Origin of the sequence: Algoriphagus ratkowskyi, assembly GCF_002150505.1 — a bacterium.
Classification (GTDB): Bacteria; Bacteroidota; Bacteroidia; order Cytophagales; family Cyclobacteriaceae; genus Algoriphagus; species Algoriphagus ratkowskyi.
The window spans coordinates 214242-230579 of record NZ_MSSV01000008.1 but is presented as its reverse complement, the minus strand read 5'-3'; the positions used below and the strand labels follow the sequence as shown (position 1 = coordinate 230579).

Here is a 16338-nt window from a genome sequence, read left to right as displayed (position 1 = left end):
CACTAATCACCAATTTTTTCATCGTGTCCATTTCGTCTGGCTTGCAAGACGCTATAAATAGGGTCAAACTGGCAAGGGCATCATTGCTGATGATCGAGATTCCCTCGCTATTATGAAGTAAATCATTCGACTGCAAAAAGAAAAGAAATGCCCATTATAGAGCTTCTCACTCAGAGAGGTGATAATATAGGGCATTCCATCTGACCATTTAAAAACAAATTACAATCAGATGAAATCGAGCATGACCCAAAGCGACACACAGAGGAATGATTATAATGCTTGCGAAGATTCCATGTGGCCATTAAAAATCAAATTATAAACACATGAAAGCAAGCTGCAGCAATTCGTTTGTTGCCATCTACAAAACCATGATTCTTGACGATCAAGTATAGGAGAGTAGCTGCTTTTTCTTCCAGGGTAGGATAGAAGTCTTCTTCACCGAATCTTTTACTGATTTGTGCTACTGCACTTTCAAAGCTTCCATCTTATTCTTTTGCAAATACACCAGATTCAAAATCTGATCTCATTGATTCTATTACCTTTTGATAATCAGATAATTCAGGGTAAGTTGCTTTTCTCTTGCTTAATCCCTTATTGTCCAGGTTTTCATGATCATAATCATCAAGCAACTCTAAACCTTTTGCAAAGTAATTCAGCCATTCAAAATCCAAGTTGTGGTCTTCTTCCTTTTGCTGTATTGCTCTGCTTAAAATTCGAATGCCATCTTTAAGAGTTTTGACTTCCTGCTGTTTCTGCGCTAGTCTATTTTCATTGATTGCGTAGCCTTGGATAAGGTAGTCCTTTAATCGTTTGGTTGCCCAGATTCTGAATTGGGTTCCCTGTTTGGAATTAACTCTGTAACCAACTGAAATAATTGCATCTAGGTTATAGAATTTCACATTCCGCTTAACATTTCGTTTGCCTTCCTGTTGAACTACCGAGGATTCCTCGGTAGTTGAAGTTTCATCCAACTCTTCATCCTTGTAAATATTCTTTAAGTGGAGACTAATAGTGTCTGTATCTTTATCGAAAAGAGCCCCCATTTGCTTTTGATTTAGCCACACCGTTTCCTGCTCAAACTTTACCTCAATTCGAGTCTGGCCGTCACTTCCTTGATATATTTCGATTTGGTTGTCCATTTTCAAACTCTAGAATTTTCTACTACAGGTATGTCGGAATTCCCGACTCATCATCATCTTTTTTATTTAACCAACATACTATCTTTTTCACTAATGGGTGTCAATACATGACCAAACATGCTTAAAACCTGGTTTACCTTTGATAAGTTTAAATTTTCTTTGCCTTGCTCGATCTTTCTGATCACTGTTAGTGCTACTCCAGCTTTGTCCGCAAATTCTTCTTGGGTTAAGCCCAATTGTTTTCGTCTGGCTTTTACAAATTCACTCTATAGCTCAAAAATATTGCAAATCTGAGTTATAGAAATAGGTTTGATAGCTCATAAGATAGATTTGGACTGTTACGTCCGGCTATGAACTTTAAAAAAGTCTGCAAAAATTGAAGTACACCCAAATCTTCCGATGGCTGAAATCTCCCGTTGTGATTTTTTATTTCGCGTAAATTTCGTTGGCCTTATGGCTGAATTTTCAGGAATACTTTGATAGTATTTAAGGTTGTTAAACAGCGGTCAAAATAATAATTATTCCGTCTCTTGTTCTTCCGCCTTATCGCTGAGTAACTGGGTTATATCAATAGGAGGGAGTAAATACCCTCCCATAGGTCCAAGATTGGTGATTTGATAGATAATATTCCGGAGATTGTTGATCATCATATTCAGAGTAGAAAATTTGAGAAGGTTATTTTTTAAGCCTTCCTGAATTTCTTCTGATTCATCGAGTTTGAAAGTTCCACCACCTTCAACCATAATTTTATATCCAGCTTCAATACTTTCCCCACCTAAGTTAACTTCAATCGTGGTAATCAATTGAAGTTCTCCATTCTCATCTAATGGCCCCATATCAAAGTCTATTTCTACATGATAGGACGCAAATAATTCTCTTGGTTCCAACTTATCATTCTCTGGAATAAGAAAGTCATAGTGTGATTCCAAAAGCTTGAAATCCAACAACTGTAAAGGTGAAAATTTTGCTTTCATCCTGCTAGAGCATATTCATCCTCGGAGTTTGGCTCCACAGCCATCACCGTAAAAGGATTTGATTTTTGATTCTTTAATTCAAAATATTGTTGGGTAAGTAGCAATTTTCTATGGTAATCTGTAACTCCTTGATTTACTCTTTCTTCAATCATTTCCTCTGACATTACAACTTCACCTTCAGCTAAAATAGCCTGTAACTGGATATCTAATACTTTTTCCAACTGCGATACAGTTGAAAACTTAAAGTCACTTTGTCCTTTTACCAATTTACTTACCTGCTGACGGGTAACTCCCAATTCTCTAGCAAGATCAGCTTGACTCCAGTCTTTGTCATCCAAAGCATCCAAAATGCGCAAAGCAACTCTGGTGGACTTTTTGAGCCAAGCCTTATTTTCTTTTCTAAAAGCAACTTTTTCCTTCCAGTTGGAAGTTGGATTCTTGGCCGCTAAATTCTTTAATTTTTGTTCTGTATTGCTCATTGTCTTAAAATGTCTAAGTAAACGAACTCTCCTTCTTCACCTTTATCTTGAAGGTAATCTCTAACCAAATTAAGTTTATAGAGCTCTTTCTTCGTGTGATCTCTGTCCTTCATCTGATCTGTCAACTTGATAGCCCCACCTGTAATTACATAAGATGTGCCATACCGAATAGCATAAACGCGCAAAATTGAATTGCTGAGCGTCCCATAAGCTTTAAGCTGTTGTAGTTCGTAAGATTTTCCAACTTCTTTCTTGTGTAGAGGTTTAAAAATTTCGCTCAGATGTTTTCCTGATTCATCTTCAGCCAATTCAAATAAGGTTTCAAATAGTGTGTCTGCATCTTCAATTGTTTTCTCAACGATAGAACTGGTTCTTACTTTACCATAATAGGCTTCATAATCCTTTTTGTATTGTATGAAAAACTTGCGCAATTCTTCTGGATCTTCCCAGTACTTTTGCAGTATTTCCAGCGCATCCAATTCACCCTCATCATACTTTACAGCATAAAGACAGTCCTTTGAGCGCTCAAATATACTAACAATATTCATAGTGTCAACCTACAGGTTTACATATTGGTTCAATTACATTCCCTAAATCATCAAAGATTACTTTTCTTTCGGTAAAACGATAATTGCATCTTTAAAAATAGTGACATCGAATGTCTCTTTATAATTTTGAATTGAGCCATTATTTGCTTTGGCTGAAAATTCATGTACAATTACCCCAGTTAACCTTATTAATTCGCCATTTCCTGGATCAACTAGATTTTGGATTGTATCTAATTCACTAAATGAAATTGGACTATATTCCTTTGCTTCAGCAATTGAATAAAATTCAGCAATTTTATTCTTTATTTCTTGTTCATAATCTGGAGAGGAATTGCAGGAAATCAAAAAGATAAAAAAGATCGTAAAGAGTTGATGAGGCTTCATGTTTTTTGTATTAAAATTTAAATGTTGTTTCGAATTTTGAAAATTTTAAAAATAGGTTAAACTAGTAATTACACTTTTCTTGACAATTGTCCCATAGCCTCAGAAAATTCTTTATTAACCACTTTAGCTCTTAAAGATGCTTTACTTTTAAAGTGCCTAGAAATCGCGTAAGTTTTCTTTTCAAAATCATTTCCATTATCCCATTTATGATAAAATAATTTAATGGAAATGCAATTCTCGTTTTCAAAAATAGTATTGAGTAAAGTTCGGTCTGACAATCCGAGGGAATGTCCATAAATATGAACTTGGAATGGTTTGCTCTCTACAAAATCCAATAGATTCCTATAATTCTGGAACTGTAAATACTTGAAGGATTTAATGTGTTCAAAAAGATCGTCATTTTCTAAGTTTTCAAATTTCAGGTACTCTTCATCCAATTCATCTCCAAAACCAAAAACCAATCCTTGCGAATTAATGTCGTCTCCTTCTAGGCTTCCATGGATTTGAATATGGCTATTACCTATACTTAATTCCTTTAAATATAATTCAGGAGTTTTCGTATAGTTGAAATTCAATACGCAAATGGAGCTAATGTCCTTATCGTCTATTAATGTTTTGGGTTGAGCTTCACTTTTCATAAATTTTTGCTTGAACTGAGTCTCAATCCTAGAAATGGATTTTAACTTGGAAGCTTTGAATTCTTTTTCTAGGTATTCCTTGAGTAATCTTTTTAAAAAATCCATTTCAAGATTTAACTCTTTTATCTTGTCTTGCTTTTCAGGAGAGTCCTTTAGCAGTTTGAAAAAAATCACTTCTATATCTACCCAAGTTTTAACTTCAATCTCATTGTAGATGGTTTTTAATAACTTTGATTCTTTTTCAATTTTTAAATTTGGATTATCCATTAAAGATCTTAATTCTAAAAAAGCTTGAGAAGGGGTAAAAATTTTATCCAAATGTCTAAAAGAAACCTCTGCTCTAATTGATAATAATAGGTCCTTATGATAAAAATTAAGTTTTATATTTTCTAAAATCTTAGTAAAATAGTCCTCAATAAAATCCCTAAAACTAGTCTTTAATCCATGGGCTAAATCAAAGCCATTTCCGATTAATATTAAGCGATTGACTTCTTTGTACTTTATTTCCCGAGCTCTTTGGGCTCTCATTTGATCTGTAGCTAACATCATCCAACCACCTCCTTTTCCTTCCCTTCAAAAACCTCCCTCAAACAACTCTGCATCAAGTCTTCCAACTGCTTGGTGTTTTGTTCTATTTCGTTTTCTAGGCTATCACAGAAGCCCATTAAGGCATTGACATTTTCTACAATGGCTTTTTGTTCCGCTTCTGGTGGCAACCCAATAATCAAGTTTCTGAAAAATTTAAGTGATACAAAAGGTTGTGCTCCTCCTGCGGCTTCTCCCTGTAAACTCATAGCAATGAATTGACTAAAGAGTTTTAGAAACCCTGGAACGGGTAAACCATATCGATAATGTTTGAAAAGTGCCACATTTTTTATTGCAAACTCTGTTACTATTCCAACCTCAACTTGGTTACCAATATTTCCTCCTATCATTGAAAACAAAATATCACCTGAGTGAACTTGTGACCTTTGAATCACCTTTAAATAATCTTCTAAAGAAATCCTTCTCGCTGTCTCAAAATCGATTTCACCGTTATTGAAATTCTTACTTGTTACGAGTGGATAAGTATTCGGACCCAGTGCATCTTTTGGCGAGTCATGTGTACCATCTCTAATATCAAATATCTCTTGAAACCTACACCAAACCCATCCCTCCGGCAATTCATAAGGAATTTCCTCATCTGTAATTTCTGGAAGTGGTTTTTCCTTTTTGATTTTTCCTGCTTTGATCAGTTGGGCTTTCTCTGCTCTGATGCGATCTAGTAGGATAGAGGCATGTTCCACTTCGACTCCCTGCCCGTCCGGCAGGCGGGCGCTCAGTGTGACAGAAGAACGCCAATCTCGGGTCAATTTCCCTTGCACAGCCAATTGCAAAATGCTTTCTCGGAATTTTTTGATGCTGCTTTTCTCAGTAAAGAAGATGTGGAAATGCGGTTGTAAATACGCCCATTCGGTTGCAGTATCACCGTTTGCGAGTTGATTCAAGGCAGAAGTCACAAAGTCCTCTTTCAGTTGGATACGGGCTTTGGTTTCCCGCTCCAGTTCTTCTACTTCTTTAAACAGCTGGTTGACAATGCTGACAATGGCTTTTTGTTCTTCGAGCGGAGGGAGAGGAACAACAATAAGGTTCATTCTTTTCTGCGGCATCTTCGGTTGAGCCATTCCAGTTATGTAATCCTCTAGATTTATAGCATTTATATATTTTTCAAGGTATTCAAGAATTTCAAATTCAATTGAATCTATAACATGAGCATGGTTATTTACCCAATATTTACCCCTTGCAAAAAATGCAATAGGAGTGGATCGAGCTATAAGATTTGCTCCATCTTCACCAATTAAAAGTAGATCCTTATCAAAAAGATAATCTTCTACTTTATCTATAATTCCAGACGCTCCATAATAATCATATTTGCCATGTAATCGATCTGATTTCGTTATTGGCTTTCTTTCTCCGTCTCTATTTACTACGATTTCATCAAATCTTACCCATAACCATGTACTCGGTATGGAATTAGAGATTTCATCGCTACTAATTTCTGGCAGAATATTTATTTTTTTAATTTTCTTCTCCGCTAGCAACTTTTTCTTTTCAGCTTGAATTCGATCAAATAATTTAGAAGCGGGTTCCACATCAGAATTTTCCTCACGCCACTTTTTTGTAAGTTTTCCCTGTACCGCCAATTGCAGGATCAAGCCTTTGAGCTCTTGGGCATTTTTGGGATGTATCGTAAGTTCCTTGAAATGTTCTAGTAGTTTCATAGTTGTGTTCGTCATTGCGAGGAGGTATGACGAAGCAATCTGTTCAAGTGATAAGATTGCTTCGTTCCTCGCAATGACGATTTATTTTAAGGCTTCGGTTAGTACGTTTATAATCTCATCCTGTATGCTACTGATCTTTTTAGAAGTTGCATTATATTTCTCCAGAATCACATCTGGTGAAGCCAGATTATCTGCTTCCTGATGCGGGTTTTTGATATCCAGGTTATATCCTCTGGCCTTGATCTCTTCGGTAGACACCTTCCAGGCATAGGCACTGTATTGTTCATCTTCCCGGTTATTCCACCAGGCTTTTTCCAAGTCAAACTCCTTGATATGGATCGGCTTGCCCTTGTTATAGCTCTTTACACCATCAGGGTAAGGATGCTCAAAGTACCACACGTCTTTGGTGGGAGTTCCTTTCTCAAAAAACAGCACATTGGTTTTGATCCCTGTGTAGGGGTTAAAGACGCCATTGGGAAGGCGCACGATGGTATGCAGATTACAGCGTTCCATCAGTTCTTCTTTGATTCGGGTTTTCACACCTTCCCCAAAGAGCGTTCCGTCAGGTAACACCACCGCACATCTTCCGCCATCTTTCAGCAATCGAATAATCAGCGCCAAGAAAAGATCGGCAGTTTCCTTGGTTCGGAACTTCTGTGGGAAATTGGTTTCGGTACCGTCTTCTTCCACTCCGCCAAAAGGAGGGTTGGTGAGGATGATATCCACCTTATCTGTTGAACCCCAATCTGCATAAGGCTTGCTCAGTAGATTATCTCTACGCACCGCAGGCACATCAAAGCCATGCAGCATCAAGTTGGTCGTACAGAGCAAATGCGGCAAGGGCTTTTTCTCGATTCCCCGAATCGTAGCCTGTAGGTCCCGCTCGTCCTTGTTGTTTTGAACCAGTGCTTTTTTATGATCTATGGAGCAGGTCAGGAAGCCACCTGTACCACAAGCAGGGTCAAGAATAGTTTCTTTGAGCTGAGGATTGATGATATCCACCATAAACTGCGTGACCGCACGTGGCGTGTAATACTCCCCGGAAGATCCCGCCGATTGCAGTTCCTTTAGAATGGTTTCGTAGAGGTCATTGAATACATGCCTTTCGGTAGAGCTGTTAAAATCAATGCGGTTGATCTGGTTAATTACCTGACGGAAAAGCGTTCCGTTTTTCATGTAATTATAGGTGTCTTCAAATACCGATCGGATAATCTTCGCTTGAGGGCTGATCGTAATGTCAAGCTCTTTCAGGGCAGGAAACAGTTTGTTGTTGATAAAGTCCATCAAGTCATCGCCCGTCAAGCCTTCTTCATTTGCTGCCCAGGTTTGCCATTTGAGGTTGTCGGGAATCGGGCTTTCGTAGCCGTCAATGGTGATTTCCCATTCTTCTTCCTTATCTGCAAAAATCTTCATAAAGAGCATCCACACCATTTGGGAGATACGCTGTGCATCTCCGTCTACTCCTGTGTCTTTCCGCATGATAGCGCGGATGCCTTTGATGTTTGTGGTAATTTGGGACATTTATATTTTTTTTACTTAATAACTACTTTTCCATTAAATCTTCGTGTACCATGAATAAAAACACTACCCGCAAAATCAATTTTTTGATTTAAAAATACTTCTTGGAAACCACTGTCATTAAGAATAAACGATTGAATTTGGGGAGATTTACCCATTCCATGTTCCTTAGCAAGGACAGTAATTGAATAACCTTCATTTTTTTTATTCCAATTTTGCTCTTCAAAATTATAGACAAATACAGATGGAATGAAGATTGAGACAGTGGAACCAAGAGTTCCACAAATCACACTTATAAACCCATATATTGAAGTTCTTTCTTCCCAATTAGTATTTGGGAAAAGTAAAAAAACTCCGATTAGGAGAAATATTATTGCAATTATTTGAATGATTTTTTTTCTATTCATTTAGTAAGCTCTCTTAAGCGATTTTATAAATTTCGTTTTCTAATTCTTTGATGGCCACATCAAAATCCTTTCGCTTCCCAAAAGCCCGTACCAGCTCAACTGGTGAACCTAGCAGATTAAGCGGCCGTACTTTAAGGATTAATCCTTGCTCGATGGTGGTGATTCCTTCTTTCTCATATTTATCCAATAGGGTAGTCAACACCTCCTGAGCTTTTTCACTGTACTTGGAAAAGTAATTGCGCTTACGCACATTTTCGGCTCTTTCTTTACGGGTGAGGGGAGGTTGATCAAATGCGACATGACAAATTAAATCAAAAGCATCCATGTCTTTGCCCACTTCCTCACGTAAAGCTTCCAATAAAATTCCCTGCTCCGCCAGTTCCGTAAAAAGTGCTTCTTTCTTTTCAGATTCAGACCAACGAAGGATAAATGCATCTAATGAGCTGAAGTTCTTATCGATGTTTTTTCGGGTATAATCCTTCAGAGACTCTGTGATTAATCTCCCATCGGCGCCAAAATACTGAATCCGTTCATTGATCACCGTCACTGTTACATCATTGACGTAGTACTTTCGAGGTTCTGCATCAGGGTCTTCTTCAGAGATATCGATATTCGGAGGAGTTAGCGTGAATTCAGCTCTCTGGACATCAGACATCATATCAAGCTCATCTATAGGGATTTCATCAGGTGGCACTGGTGATTCGTCTATTCCTGGTTCATAAATCTGCACTGGATCGCCATCAAATTCAGGATCGGCAAAAAGATTGGTTGCTTTACGGAAATCCATTATAGTGAAAAACAATTTTCCTTCAGCTTCCCGAATTCTGGTGCCTCTTCCCACAATCTGTTTGAATTCGGTCATGGAGGCAATATTGGCTTCCAGTACAATTAGCTTCACCATTTTAGTATCGATGCCAGTAGTTAGCATTTTTGATGTAGTGGCTATCACAGGGAAACGCTCTTCCACATCGGTGAAATTGTCCAGTTCTCTTTTGCCTACTTCATCGTCGCCGGTGATCTTTACCACATAATATGGATGTGCAGAAACTAGATCAGCATTAGCATTGATCAATGCTTGCCGCATTCTCTGGGCATGCTCTATGTCAATGCAAAAGACAATTGTTTTGGCAAATCTATCTGTGGCTTTTAGGAATTCGGTAATCTTATCCGCGATCAATTGCGTCCGCTGATCAATGACCATTTTCCTGTCGTAATCCTTCAGATTGTAGATTCTATCCTTGATTTCGTTTCCATACCTATCTAGCATTCCCGCTGACGGTCGCCAACCTTCGTCTAGGTTGGTGGTGATTCTTACTACTTTATAAGGAGCCAAGAAGCCATCCATAATTCCTTGTTTCAGGGAATAGGTATAGACAGGTTCTCCATAATAATCCATGTTGGAAATATCCTTGGTCTCCTTTGGAGTCGCAGTCATTCCTATTTGTGTAGCTCCTGAAAAATAGTCCAGGACTTCTCTCCAAGCCGAAGCTTCTGAAGCAGATCCTCTGTGGCACTCATCCACGACGATCAGGTCAAAGAAGTCTTTGCTAAACTCTTTGTATGCGTTTTTCTCTTCTTCGTTACTCGTTAATCCTTGATAAAGAGCGAAGTATATCTGATATGATTTGTCAATTTTTCGGTTCTTGATGATATGCATGATATCATTTCCAAAAGGGGAGAAGTCCCCATTTTTGGTTTGAGTCAGTAGTGCATTTCTATCGGCAAGAAAGAGAATACGTTTTTTTATTCCTGTTTTCCATAAATGCCAAATGATATTAAATGCAGTGTAGGTTTTCCCTGTACCAGTTGCCATAACTAGCAGAATCCGATCTTGTCCTTTTGCAATTGCTTCAACGGTTCGGTTGACAGCATTAGCTTGGTAATAGCGGGGACTCATGCCGCTTTCATCAAGATGATAATCCTGCTCGACGATTTTACGCTTTTCGGGATCTTCCAGGCCTTTGTGTTTTAAATACTTTATCCAAAGGTCCTCAGGTGAGGGAAAGGAGTCTAGTCTAATTTCCTGCTCTCTAACCTGCTCATTTGTTTTGTCATGGAATACAAAAGAATCACCGTTGGAAGTAAAGACAAATGGAAGTTGAAGGATTTCAGAATATTCAATTGCTTGCTGCATTCCCGATCCAACCGGTTTTTTATTGTCCTTTGCTTCAATGATAGCAATCGGGACATTGTTCTTATAGTAAAGGATATAATCAGCTCTTTTGCGCTGACCTCTGGTATGAAGACTACCTTGAACTATCACCCGTCCATCAGTAAAGGAGACCTCTTCTCGAACTTGCTTTTTGATATTCCATCCCGCTTTTTCAATAGCTGGTGTAATCAATTTCGTGCAAACGTCACGTTCAGATAGGGTCTTTTTGTCCATTGGAAAAAATCAGAATAAAAATTTCATAGCTAAAGATATTAGTTTGAACCAGAATGAAAAATCCTTTCATATAAAGAGATATGTAATAATTATAAAAGAACTGGTATTTCCTGCTGAACGGTCAAGGATTCCTCGACAGTTGGAACTTGATCGAGTTCACAGTCATTAAACAGTTGTTATTGATCAAACTGATGATTTCCTAAATCCCAACTAACATATATGGATATACATTTATATATATACGTATATAGAACTCTCCAATCTTCAAATTCTTAAAGTCAATTTTCAGGCAGAAAGTGAACCGAGTTGCGAGGTTTTAACTCCTTTGGATTTACCGTATGCAATAGGTGAAGCCTGAGGCAAGTAAGTTTTGGTGGGGCAAATTCGGGAGAATTTGTGTCACAAAAACACAACTTGCAAGGAACACGCAAACGGATTTGGTTCTACTTCTTTTAACAGTTTCACGGGAGAATTTCGCAAGGTTTGTTAGCAGTTGGAAAAGTTATTCTGGAATTTTCCGGCCTCCTCAAAGGCCTGGGAAAATTTCGGAAATAACTTTGTTGCATAAGGTTATCTGGAAAGCCTGATTTAAGCCCTTTTCTCCTTTTGCTGTTTTTCACTTTTTCTAGTTGCCTTAGTCTTACATAAAATGAAACTACAGCAAAAAGAAAAAGATGGAATTTTAGATTGTCTATCTCCATCAACTTTAAGTTTCGGTTGAGAACCTTTACAACGTCCCAGTAAAATGTTGATCTGTTGACTTTTACCAATAAGGGCTTGATATATAGTAAATTATATGGTAAACATTTGGTCAACTTTGAGGTCAACATTCCAATTGGTAAGTTGATCAGCAGTCAACATATATTTCAATTGTTTACCAAATGTTGACTGATTGTTGACTTGTTAATCTATTGTTATTCAATTAATTAACTCAATTAGTCAACATTTCAGAGAAAATCTGCTCCAATTCCTGCTGGAAAATTTTGTAGTACCTGCCTTTTTCATCTCTTTCGAAAATACTTCCAGTCGAATCATATTGATATGCGGTGAAATTTGAAGCATTTGGATATTGCTTCAGCTTCCATACTTCTTCTAATATTTTCCGGACATGAGATCTGGATACGTTTAGGCCGGATCTTTCAAGTAACTTCTTGGCGTGGGTATTGGTCAGACAAAATTCTTTTAACTCGCGACTTTCCATAATCTCTTTGATCGTTTCGAACAGCTCCAGCTCAACCTTATTTACTGAATAGGATTTTACCCGTCGAAGTGCAGCTGTGTAGATCTGCTCTGGAGTAAACCACATTCTGGAACTCTTGCTCGTTGAAAGCTGACGATGAAGTAAGAAATGAAGCAAATGGGGGAGTTCCTCTTCCAAAATGTAAAGAAAGTCTGGGTCCAGCTTTTCTAATGTTGGGACTTTTCGAACCCAGTATCTGGTTTCCTGAACTCCAATGACCATGAAATTATCCTCGTTGTTGGAGCAGAGAATAATCTTTCCAAAAAACTCTACTTCGAATCGATCTTTGCCTTTAGCTTCAGCTTTATATGATTTGGCCGTACTGAGGTTTTTGATTTTTTCGCTATCCTCCTTACGGTCTAAGAGAACTTCGTCAATGGCAATAATCAATTTTGAAACCCAGTCAGAATTGAAATTACTTCTGAAATCAGCATTTGTATTGAAGGTCATGTTATTTCCATAAATCATCTTCAAGAGATTTAGAAACGTGGTTTTGCCTGTATTTCCTTCACTGCTGACCAGGCAAAGTACTGGAAGTCTCTGGCTTGGTTTGATAAATAGGAGCTGTAGGTAATCTAGTCCGATCTCATACTGATCTCCGAATATGTGCCGAACGAAATTGAAGATATTGGGACAATCACCCGCTAATGGGCTTAATGCTATAGGTTCATAGAGATTATAGAATCCTTGGTAATTTCTCTTGTAATCTAGATGCTTAGGAATGGTGCAGAATCCATTATATCGCTCCAATCCTTTGACCACATCCCTCCAGTTGGCATAATCTTGCTTGATCGTGTCTAGATTCCAGGATATCATCATTTCCTCGTCCTTTCCACTCATCATGGGTTTTTTGACTCGTTTGAAAAGGGAAGTTCCTACTCTAATGTATTTGTCTGCAATACTTTTCATATTCTTGATTTTCTTGACGACCGATTTTTTTGATTTTGAAGATAGTCTTGGGCTTCTTCTTCGATTTCCGCATTGGTCTTGATCTTTGCTTTCCTTATCCAATTGATCAAATCAACTTTAAAGAAATGGAGCTTCCTGCCTGATTTGTGATAAGGGATCTCTTTTCTGGAAGTCTTGGCATAAATGGAATAAATGCTCAAGTTTAAAAATTCTGCTGCTTCCTTTACTGTCAGAATTTCTTCGGATTTAGTTTTCTCGGATGCACTATGATTTGACTTTTTAATTTCATCTAGTAATAGAGAAAATCCTTCTTTGAGTTCTAAACTTAAACTTTCAAATGGGTTGTCTGATTTCATGATATTGTTGTTTTTGGTTCTCGAAATTTATAGAAAAAAAGTAATGTTAACCAAATCTATAAGTCTGCTTATTGAATGTGTAATAGTATGTTGTAAATTCTGTGTGTACAGAGTTGTACAGAGTTGTACAGATATGTACAATTATGTGAACATATGTCTACATATATGGATATATACGGGTGTTTTTGCCATAATACAGGTCAAAAAAATAAACGTTAATCAATTGAAAAATAGATTTTTATCTAAATTGTAATAAAGCTATAGTATACCTAACTAAAAGTCTGTTATTCACTTCTAAGAAGTTCAATTTAAAATTATAATCTCGTTCAAAAAATAAACTTATTCTGTTGTTCTTTCTAAAAATCAGTTTACATGTTAAAAAGTGTGATTCATTATTTCCGTATATATGAGGTATATGTCTTGTGTATAATTATATATGTACAGATTTGACCAAATTTGATTGTTTAAAAAATATCTTAAAAAAAATTATTTATTTTCTATAGGCATTCAAAACTTCAAAAAAATAAGGATTATCTCTGATGTCTATCGGAAATATAGTAGGGGTAATGGTCAGGAAAGTTGGTCAATAAAGTTTGATTTTATCTGCCGCTTCGACCTTCTTTTCGTTGGTGATTTTGGTATAGATCTCAGTAGTTTTGAGTTGGCTGTGTCCCAAATTTCCAGAAATCACATAGATGTCTGTTCCACCTGCTAACTGGAGTGTGGCGTATGTGTGTCTAAAACAATGGAAGGTAATATTCTTCAAAATTCCTGCATTGTGGACCCAGTTTTTCAAGATTGTATTATTGGTGGCCGAGTATTTCAACTTAGGGAAAACTCTTTCCTTCTGATTTTGTCTTTCCCCCAGTATTTCACGTGCTTGGTTGGAAATAGGTAAATACTCAAATCTGCCCGTTTTCCGCTGGCGGTATTTCAGCAAGGAAATAGTTGATTGATCTGGATCTTCAATTTCCTCCCAGGTTAACTTTTCTATATCAGACCATCTTAGGCCAGTCATGCAGGAAAAAAGTGAAGCCAAACGAAGTTCGGGTAGCTGGTGGCAAGGAGTCAGGTAGAGTTTTTTCACTTCGGATTGAGTCAGATAGACTCTATTACTTCCCTCAGCTCTGACGTTGGTGATAGAAATGCATGGATCAGAAGTGATTATTTTTTCTTTGAGCGCATCTTTCAGTGAGGCTCTTAATTTGGCAAAATAACTGAGCTGGGTGTTGGCAGAAAGTTTTTGATTTCTTCCGATGGATTTTGTTCTAGAGAGATAGTCTTTAAATCCCTCACAGAATTCTGCTGTTACTTCGGAAAAAGTGCAGCTTCCTCCTGAATAAATATTCAAATGCTCATAAGCACTTTTCCAGTTTCCATAATTTCCCATTGAACTGGAGCGGGATCTTCCTTTGTCCAAAAAGTATTGAAGGAAATCTCTCTTTTGATTGAACTTGTCGTAAAACCCAAAATTGTTGCTCAGGAACTCAATCTCTTTTTGATTCCGAATACTCTCTGCTTTCAAAAGGCAAATTCGATTGAATTCTTTTTCAGTAGGAGTCTTAGGGCTGGCGAAAATGTGGAGCCCTAAATAATCCCTTCGCTTTTTCTTTCCGGTGGACGGATCTTGGATAGGAGGATAGAAATCCAGGTAGAGACTGACTTTGTTATTTTCTAAAGAGCGCTTTCTTAAGGTGACTTTGATCGCTTTCATAATTTTGAATTTACTGATTCATAAATGAGTCGATGTCCGTTTTTCGAAAAATCCTTTTTCTTCCAATTTCTTTCACGCCTAGTGATTCATTTTTCACCAACCTCCAAAGTGTGGTTCTGCTTACCCCCATCAAAATACATGTTTCTTTTACATTCAGAAAACCTTTTTGATTGGCATTGTGCCAGGACTGATTTATTGCAAGCGCAGTTTCATGATGACTGTGAAGCACTTTCTCTTCTTTCTTCCTCAGCTTGTAAGCTTTTTTTGCACAGTTGTCACCACAGAATTTTGTGACAGTGGTTTTCGCTGTGAACGAATCGCCGCAATACTGGCATACTCTGGTAATTCTAATATTGGAGCTCATAGTTTATTTGGATAGGTGAGTTTGTTTCTGGTTGTTTCCTGTTGTTTCCAGTTGTTTCCCATTGTTTCCGGCTGTTTCATAATCTCCCCCAATTTAGCAAAAAATTTGTACCGCCAAAAAACGGTACAAATACGGTACAAAAATTCTATAAACTAAGGAAAACAGTGAAAACCACTTAAAAATGAAAAAGCCTCTAATTGATTCAATTAGAGGCTTTTATTAATATTTACTTAGAGTTGTTTAGAGCTATATATAGGCGTTTACTTCCCGATACAGGAAGTGTTAACTGTTTGATTTTCAGTATTTTTAAAGGTAGTAAGTTGTACAGGAGTTGTACATTATAGAACCTTTAAAGACCAATTAAGTCAATTCTTTAAAATTCTAGATTGACTTTTTAATAATCTCTCTAATTTCTCCAGTGTTCTCCCTTTATTTTTATTAAAGAAATCTCTGTTTTCCAATTATCCTGATGATCCTAACTTGATCTTCAATTGAAAAATAAATTGTGTGTGCACTATGTACGCAAAATCGATAACCGGGTCTAATTTCGGTAGCAGATGGATACATTTCAGGCCTTTGCGCAATTCTCTCAAAAGCATTTTCCAATGAGGAGAAGTACTTTTCCGCCTGTGATTCTCCAAAATTTGCTAATCCATACAAATAAATATGTATGAGGTCTTCTTCTGCTTCACGGGTGAGTAAAAATGTCATTAGGCTTTTCGAGCGCGTCTTTTAGCTTCTTCTAAAATCTCTGCCATGGATTTTTGAGATAGCCCACTTTCTTCCCCTTTAATTAGCTCATTTCTTAGCCAGATACGCTCTGATTCCTGTTCTCGCTGATGCCGGATCAAATCATTTATCAATTCGCTTTTACTGGCATATTCATTTTCCTGAACCTTTTGCTTCATCCAGCGGTCATTTGGTTCATTTACTGTTATAGTTTGTCTGCCCATTATTAAGTGTAAATTTGGTGTAATAATACACCAAATTAATGTAATTTTTGAATATATAGTTCCTAAAT

At 37.3% G+C, this 16338-nt stretch carries 16 protein-coding genes and 2 pseudogenes; all 18 read right to left on the bottom strand.

All coding sequences use genetic code 11. The features are described from left to right. Positions 1-308 precede the first annotated feature (308 nt). A pseudogene (locus tag BVH02_RS21760) lies at positions 309-461 on the bottom strand (Fic family protein); the annotation flags it as partial. A 24-nt stretch (positions 462-485) separates the two neighbouring features. After that, positions 486-1139: a virulence RhuM family protein gene (locus BVH02_RS10925; RefSeq protein ID WP_223271757.1), complete on the bottom strand. Its 654-nt coding sequence runs from the start codon at positions 1137-1139 to the stop codon at positions 486-488. A 62-nt stretch (positions 1140-1201) separates the two neighbouring features. Continuing rightward, positions 1202-1390 (bottom strand): annotated as a pseudogene (locus tag BVH02_RS10920) (helix-turn-helix domain-containing protein); the annotation flags it as partial. 267 nt (positions 1391-1657) lie between these two features. Then, the gene (locus BVH02_RS10915; RefSeq protein WP_086501477.1) at positions 1658-2113 is read right to left on the bottom strand and encodes a preprotein translocase subunit SecB; all 456 of its coding nucleotides are present in this window, start codon (positions 2111-2113) and stop codon (positions 1658-1660) included. Continuing rightward, positions 2110-2592: a helix-turn-helix transcriptional regulator gene (locus tag BVH02_RS10910; RefSeq protein ID WP_086501476.1), complete on the bottom strand. Its 483-nt coding sequence runs from the start codon at positions 2590-2592 to the stop codon at positions 2110-2112. Before BVH02_RS10910 ends, BVH02_RS10915 begins: the two co-directional genes overlap by 4 nt. Further along, positions 2589-3140, bottom strand: coding sequence for a hypothetical protein (locus tag BVH02_RS10905; RefSeq protein ID WP_086501475.1), 552 nt, complete (start codon positions 3138-3140; stop codon positions 2589-2591). The genes BVH02_RS10910 and BVH02_RS10905 overlap by 4 nt, the downstream gene beginning before the upstream one ends. A 57-nt stretch (positions 3141-3197) precedes the next feature. Continuing rightward, positions 3198-3524 (bottom strand): hypothetical protein, encoded by a 327-nt coding sequence (locus BVH02_RS10900; protein ID WP_086501474.1) that lies wholly within the window; start codon positions 3522-3524, stop codon positions 3198-3200. Between the two features lie 68 nt (positions 3525-3592). Beyond that, complete coding sequence (locus BVH02_RS10895) at positions 3593-4690, bottom strand: AbiH family protein (RefSeq protein ID WP_158093882.1); 1098 nt, start codon at positions 4688-4690, stop codon at positions 3593-3595. A 17-nt stretch (positions 4691-4707) separates the two neighbouring features. Next, positions 4708-6423, bottom strand: a complete 1716-nt coding sequence (locus tag BVH02_RS10890; RefSeq protein WP_158093881.1) for a restriction endonuclease subunit S — start codon at positions 6421-6423, stop codon at positions 4708-4710. 81 nt (positions 6424-6504) lie between these two features. Further along, positions 6505-7944, bottom strand: a complete 1440-nt coding sequence (locus BVH02_RS10885; RefSeq protein ID WP_086501471.1) for a class I SAM-dependent DNA methyltransferase — start codon at positions 7942-7944, stop codon at positions 6505-6507. A gap of 11 nt (positions 7945-7955) precedes the next feature. After that, positions 7956-8348, bottom strand: a complete 393-nt coding sequence (locus BVH02_RS10880) for a hypothetical protein (protein WP_086501470.1) — start codon at positions 8346-8348, stop codon at positions 7956-7958. A 13-nt stretch (positions 8349-8361) separates the two neighbouring features. After that, a complete protein-coding gene (gene hsdR, locus BVH02_RS10875; protein ID WP_086501469.1) occupies positions 8362-10734 on the bottom strand; it encodes an EcoAI/FtnUII family type I restriction enzme subunit R in 2373 nt (790 codons plus the stop codon). Between the two features lie 931 nt (positions 10735-11665). Then, on the bottom strand, positions 11666-12883 hold the full coding sequence (locus BVH02_RS10865) for a primase-helicase family protein (RefSeq protein WP_086501467.1): 1218 nt from the start codon (positions 12881-12883) through the stop codon (positions 11666-11668). Next, entirely contained in the window at positions 12880-13239 is a 360-nt protein-coding gene (locus BVH02_RS10860) for a helix-turn-helix domain-containing protein (RefSeq protein ID WP_086501466.1), read from the bottom strand. The genes BVH02_RS10865 and BVH02_RS10860 overlap by 4 nt, the downstream gene beginning before the upstream one ends. Positions 13240-13822: 583 nt before the next feature. After that, positions 13823-14953, bottom strand: a complete 1131-nt coding sequence (locus BVH02_RS10855; RefSeq protein ID WP_086501465.1) for a site-specific integrase — start codon at positions 14951-14953, stop codon at positions 13823-13825. Positions 14954-14963: 10 nt separating this feature from the next. Further along, positions 14964-15317 carry a helix-turn-helix transcriptional regulator gene (locus BVH02_RS10850; RefSeq protein WP_086501464.1) on the bottom strand — a complete coding sequence of 118 codons (354 nt, stop codon included), beginning with the start codon at positions 15315-15317 and terminating at the stop codon, positions 14964-14966. Between the two features lie 438 nt (positions 15318-15755). Further along, positions 15756-16028 carry a type II toxin-antitoxin system RelE/ParE family toxin gene (locus tag BVH02_RS22035; protein ID WP_086501463.1) on the bottom strand — a complete coding sequence of 91 codons (273 nt, stop codon included), beginning with the start codon at positions 16026-16028 and terminating at the stop codon, positions 15756-15758. After that, positions 16028-16270, bottom strand: a complete 243-nt coding sequence (locus tag BVH02_RS10840; protein ID WP_086501462.1) for a ribbon-helix-helix domain-containing protein — start codon at positions 16268-16270, stop codon at positions 16028-16030. The genes BVH02_RS22035 and BVH02_RS10840 overlap by 1 nt, the downstream gene beginning before the upstream one ends. Positions 16271-16338 lie beyond the last annotated feature (68 nt).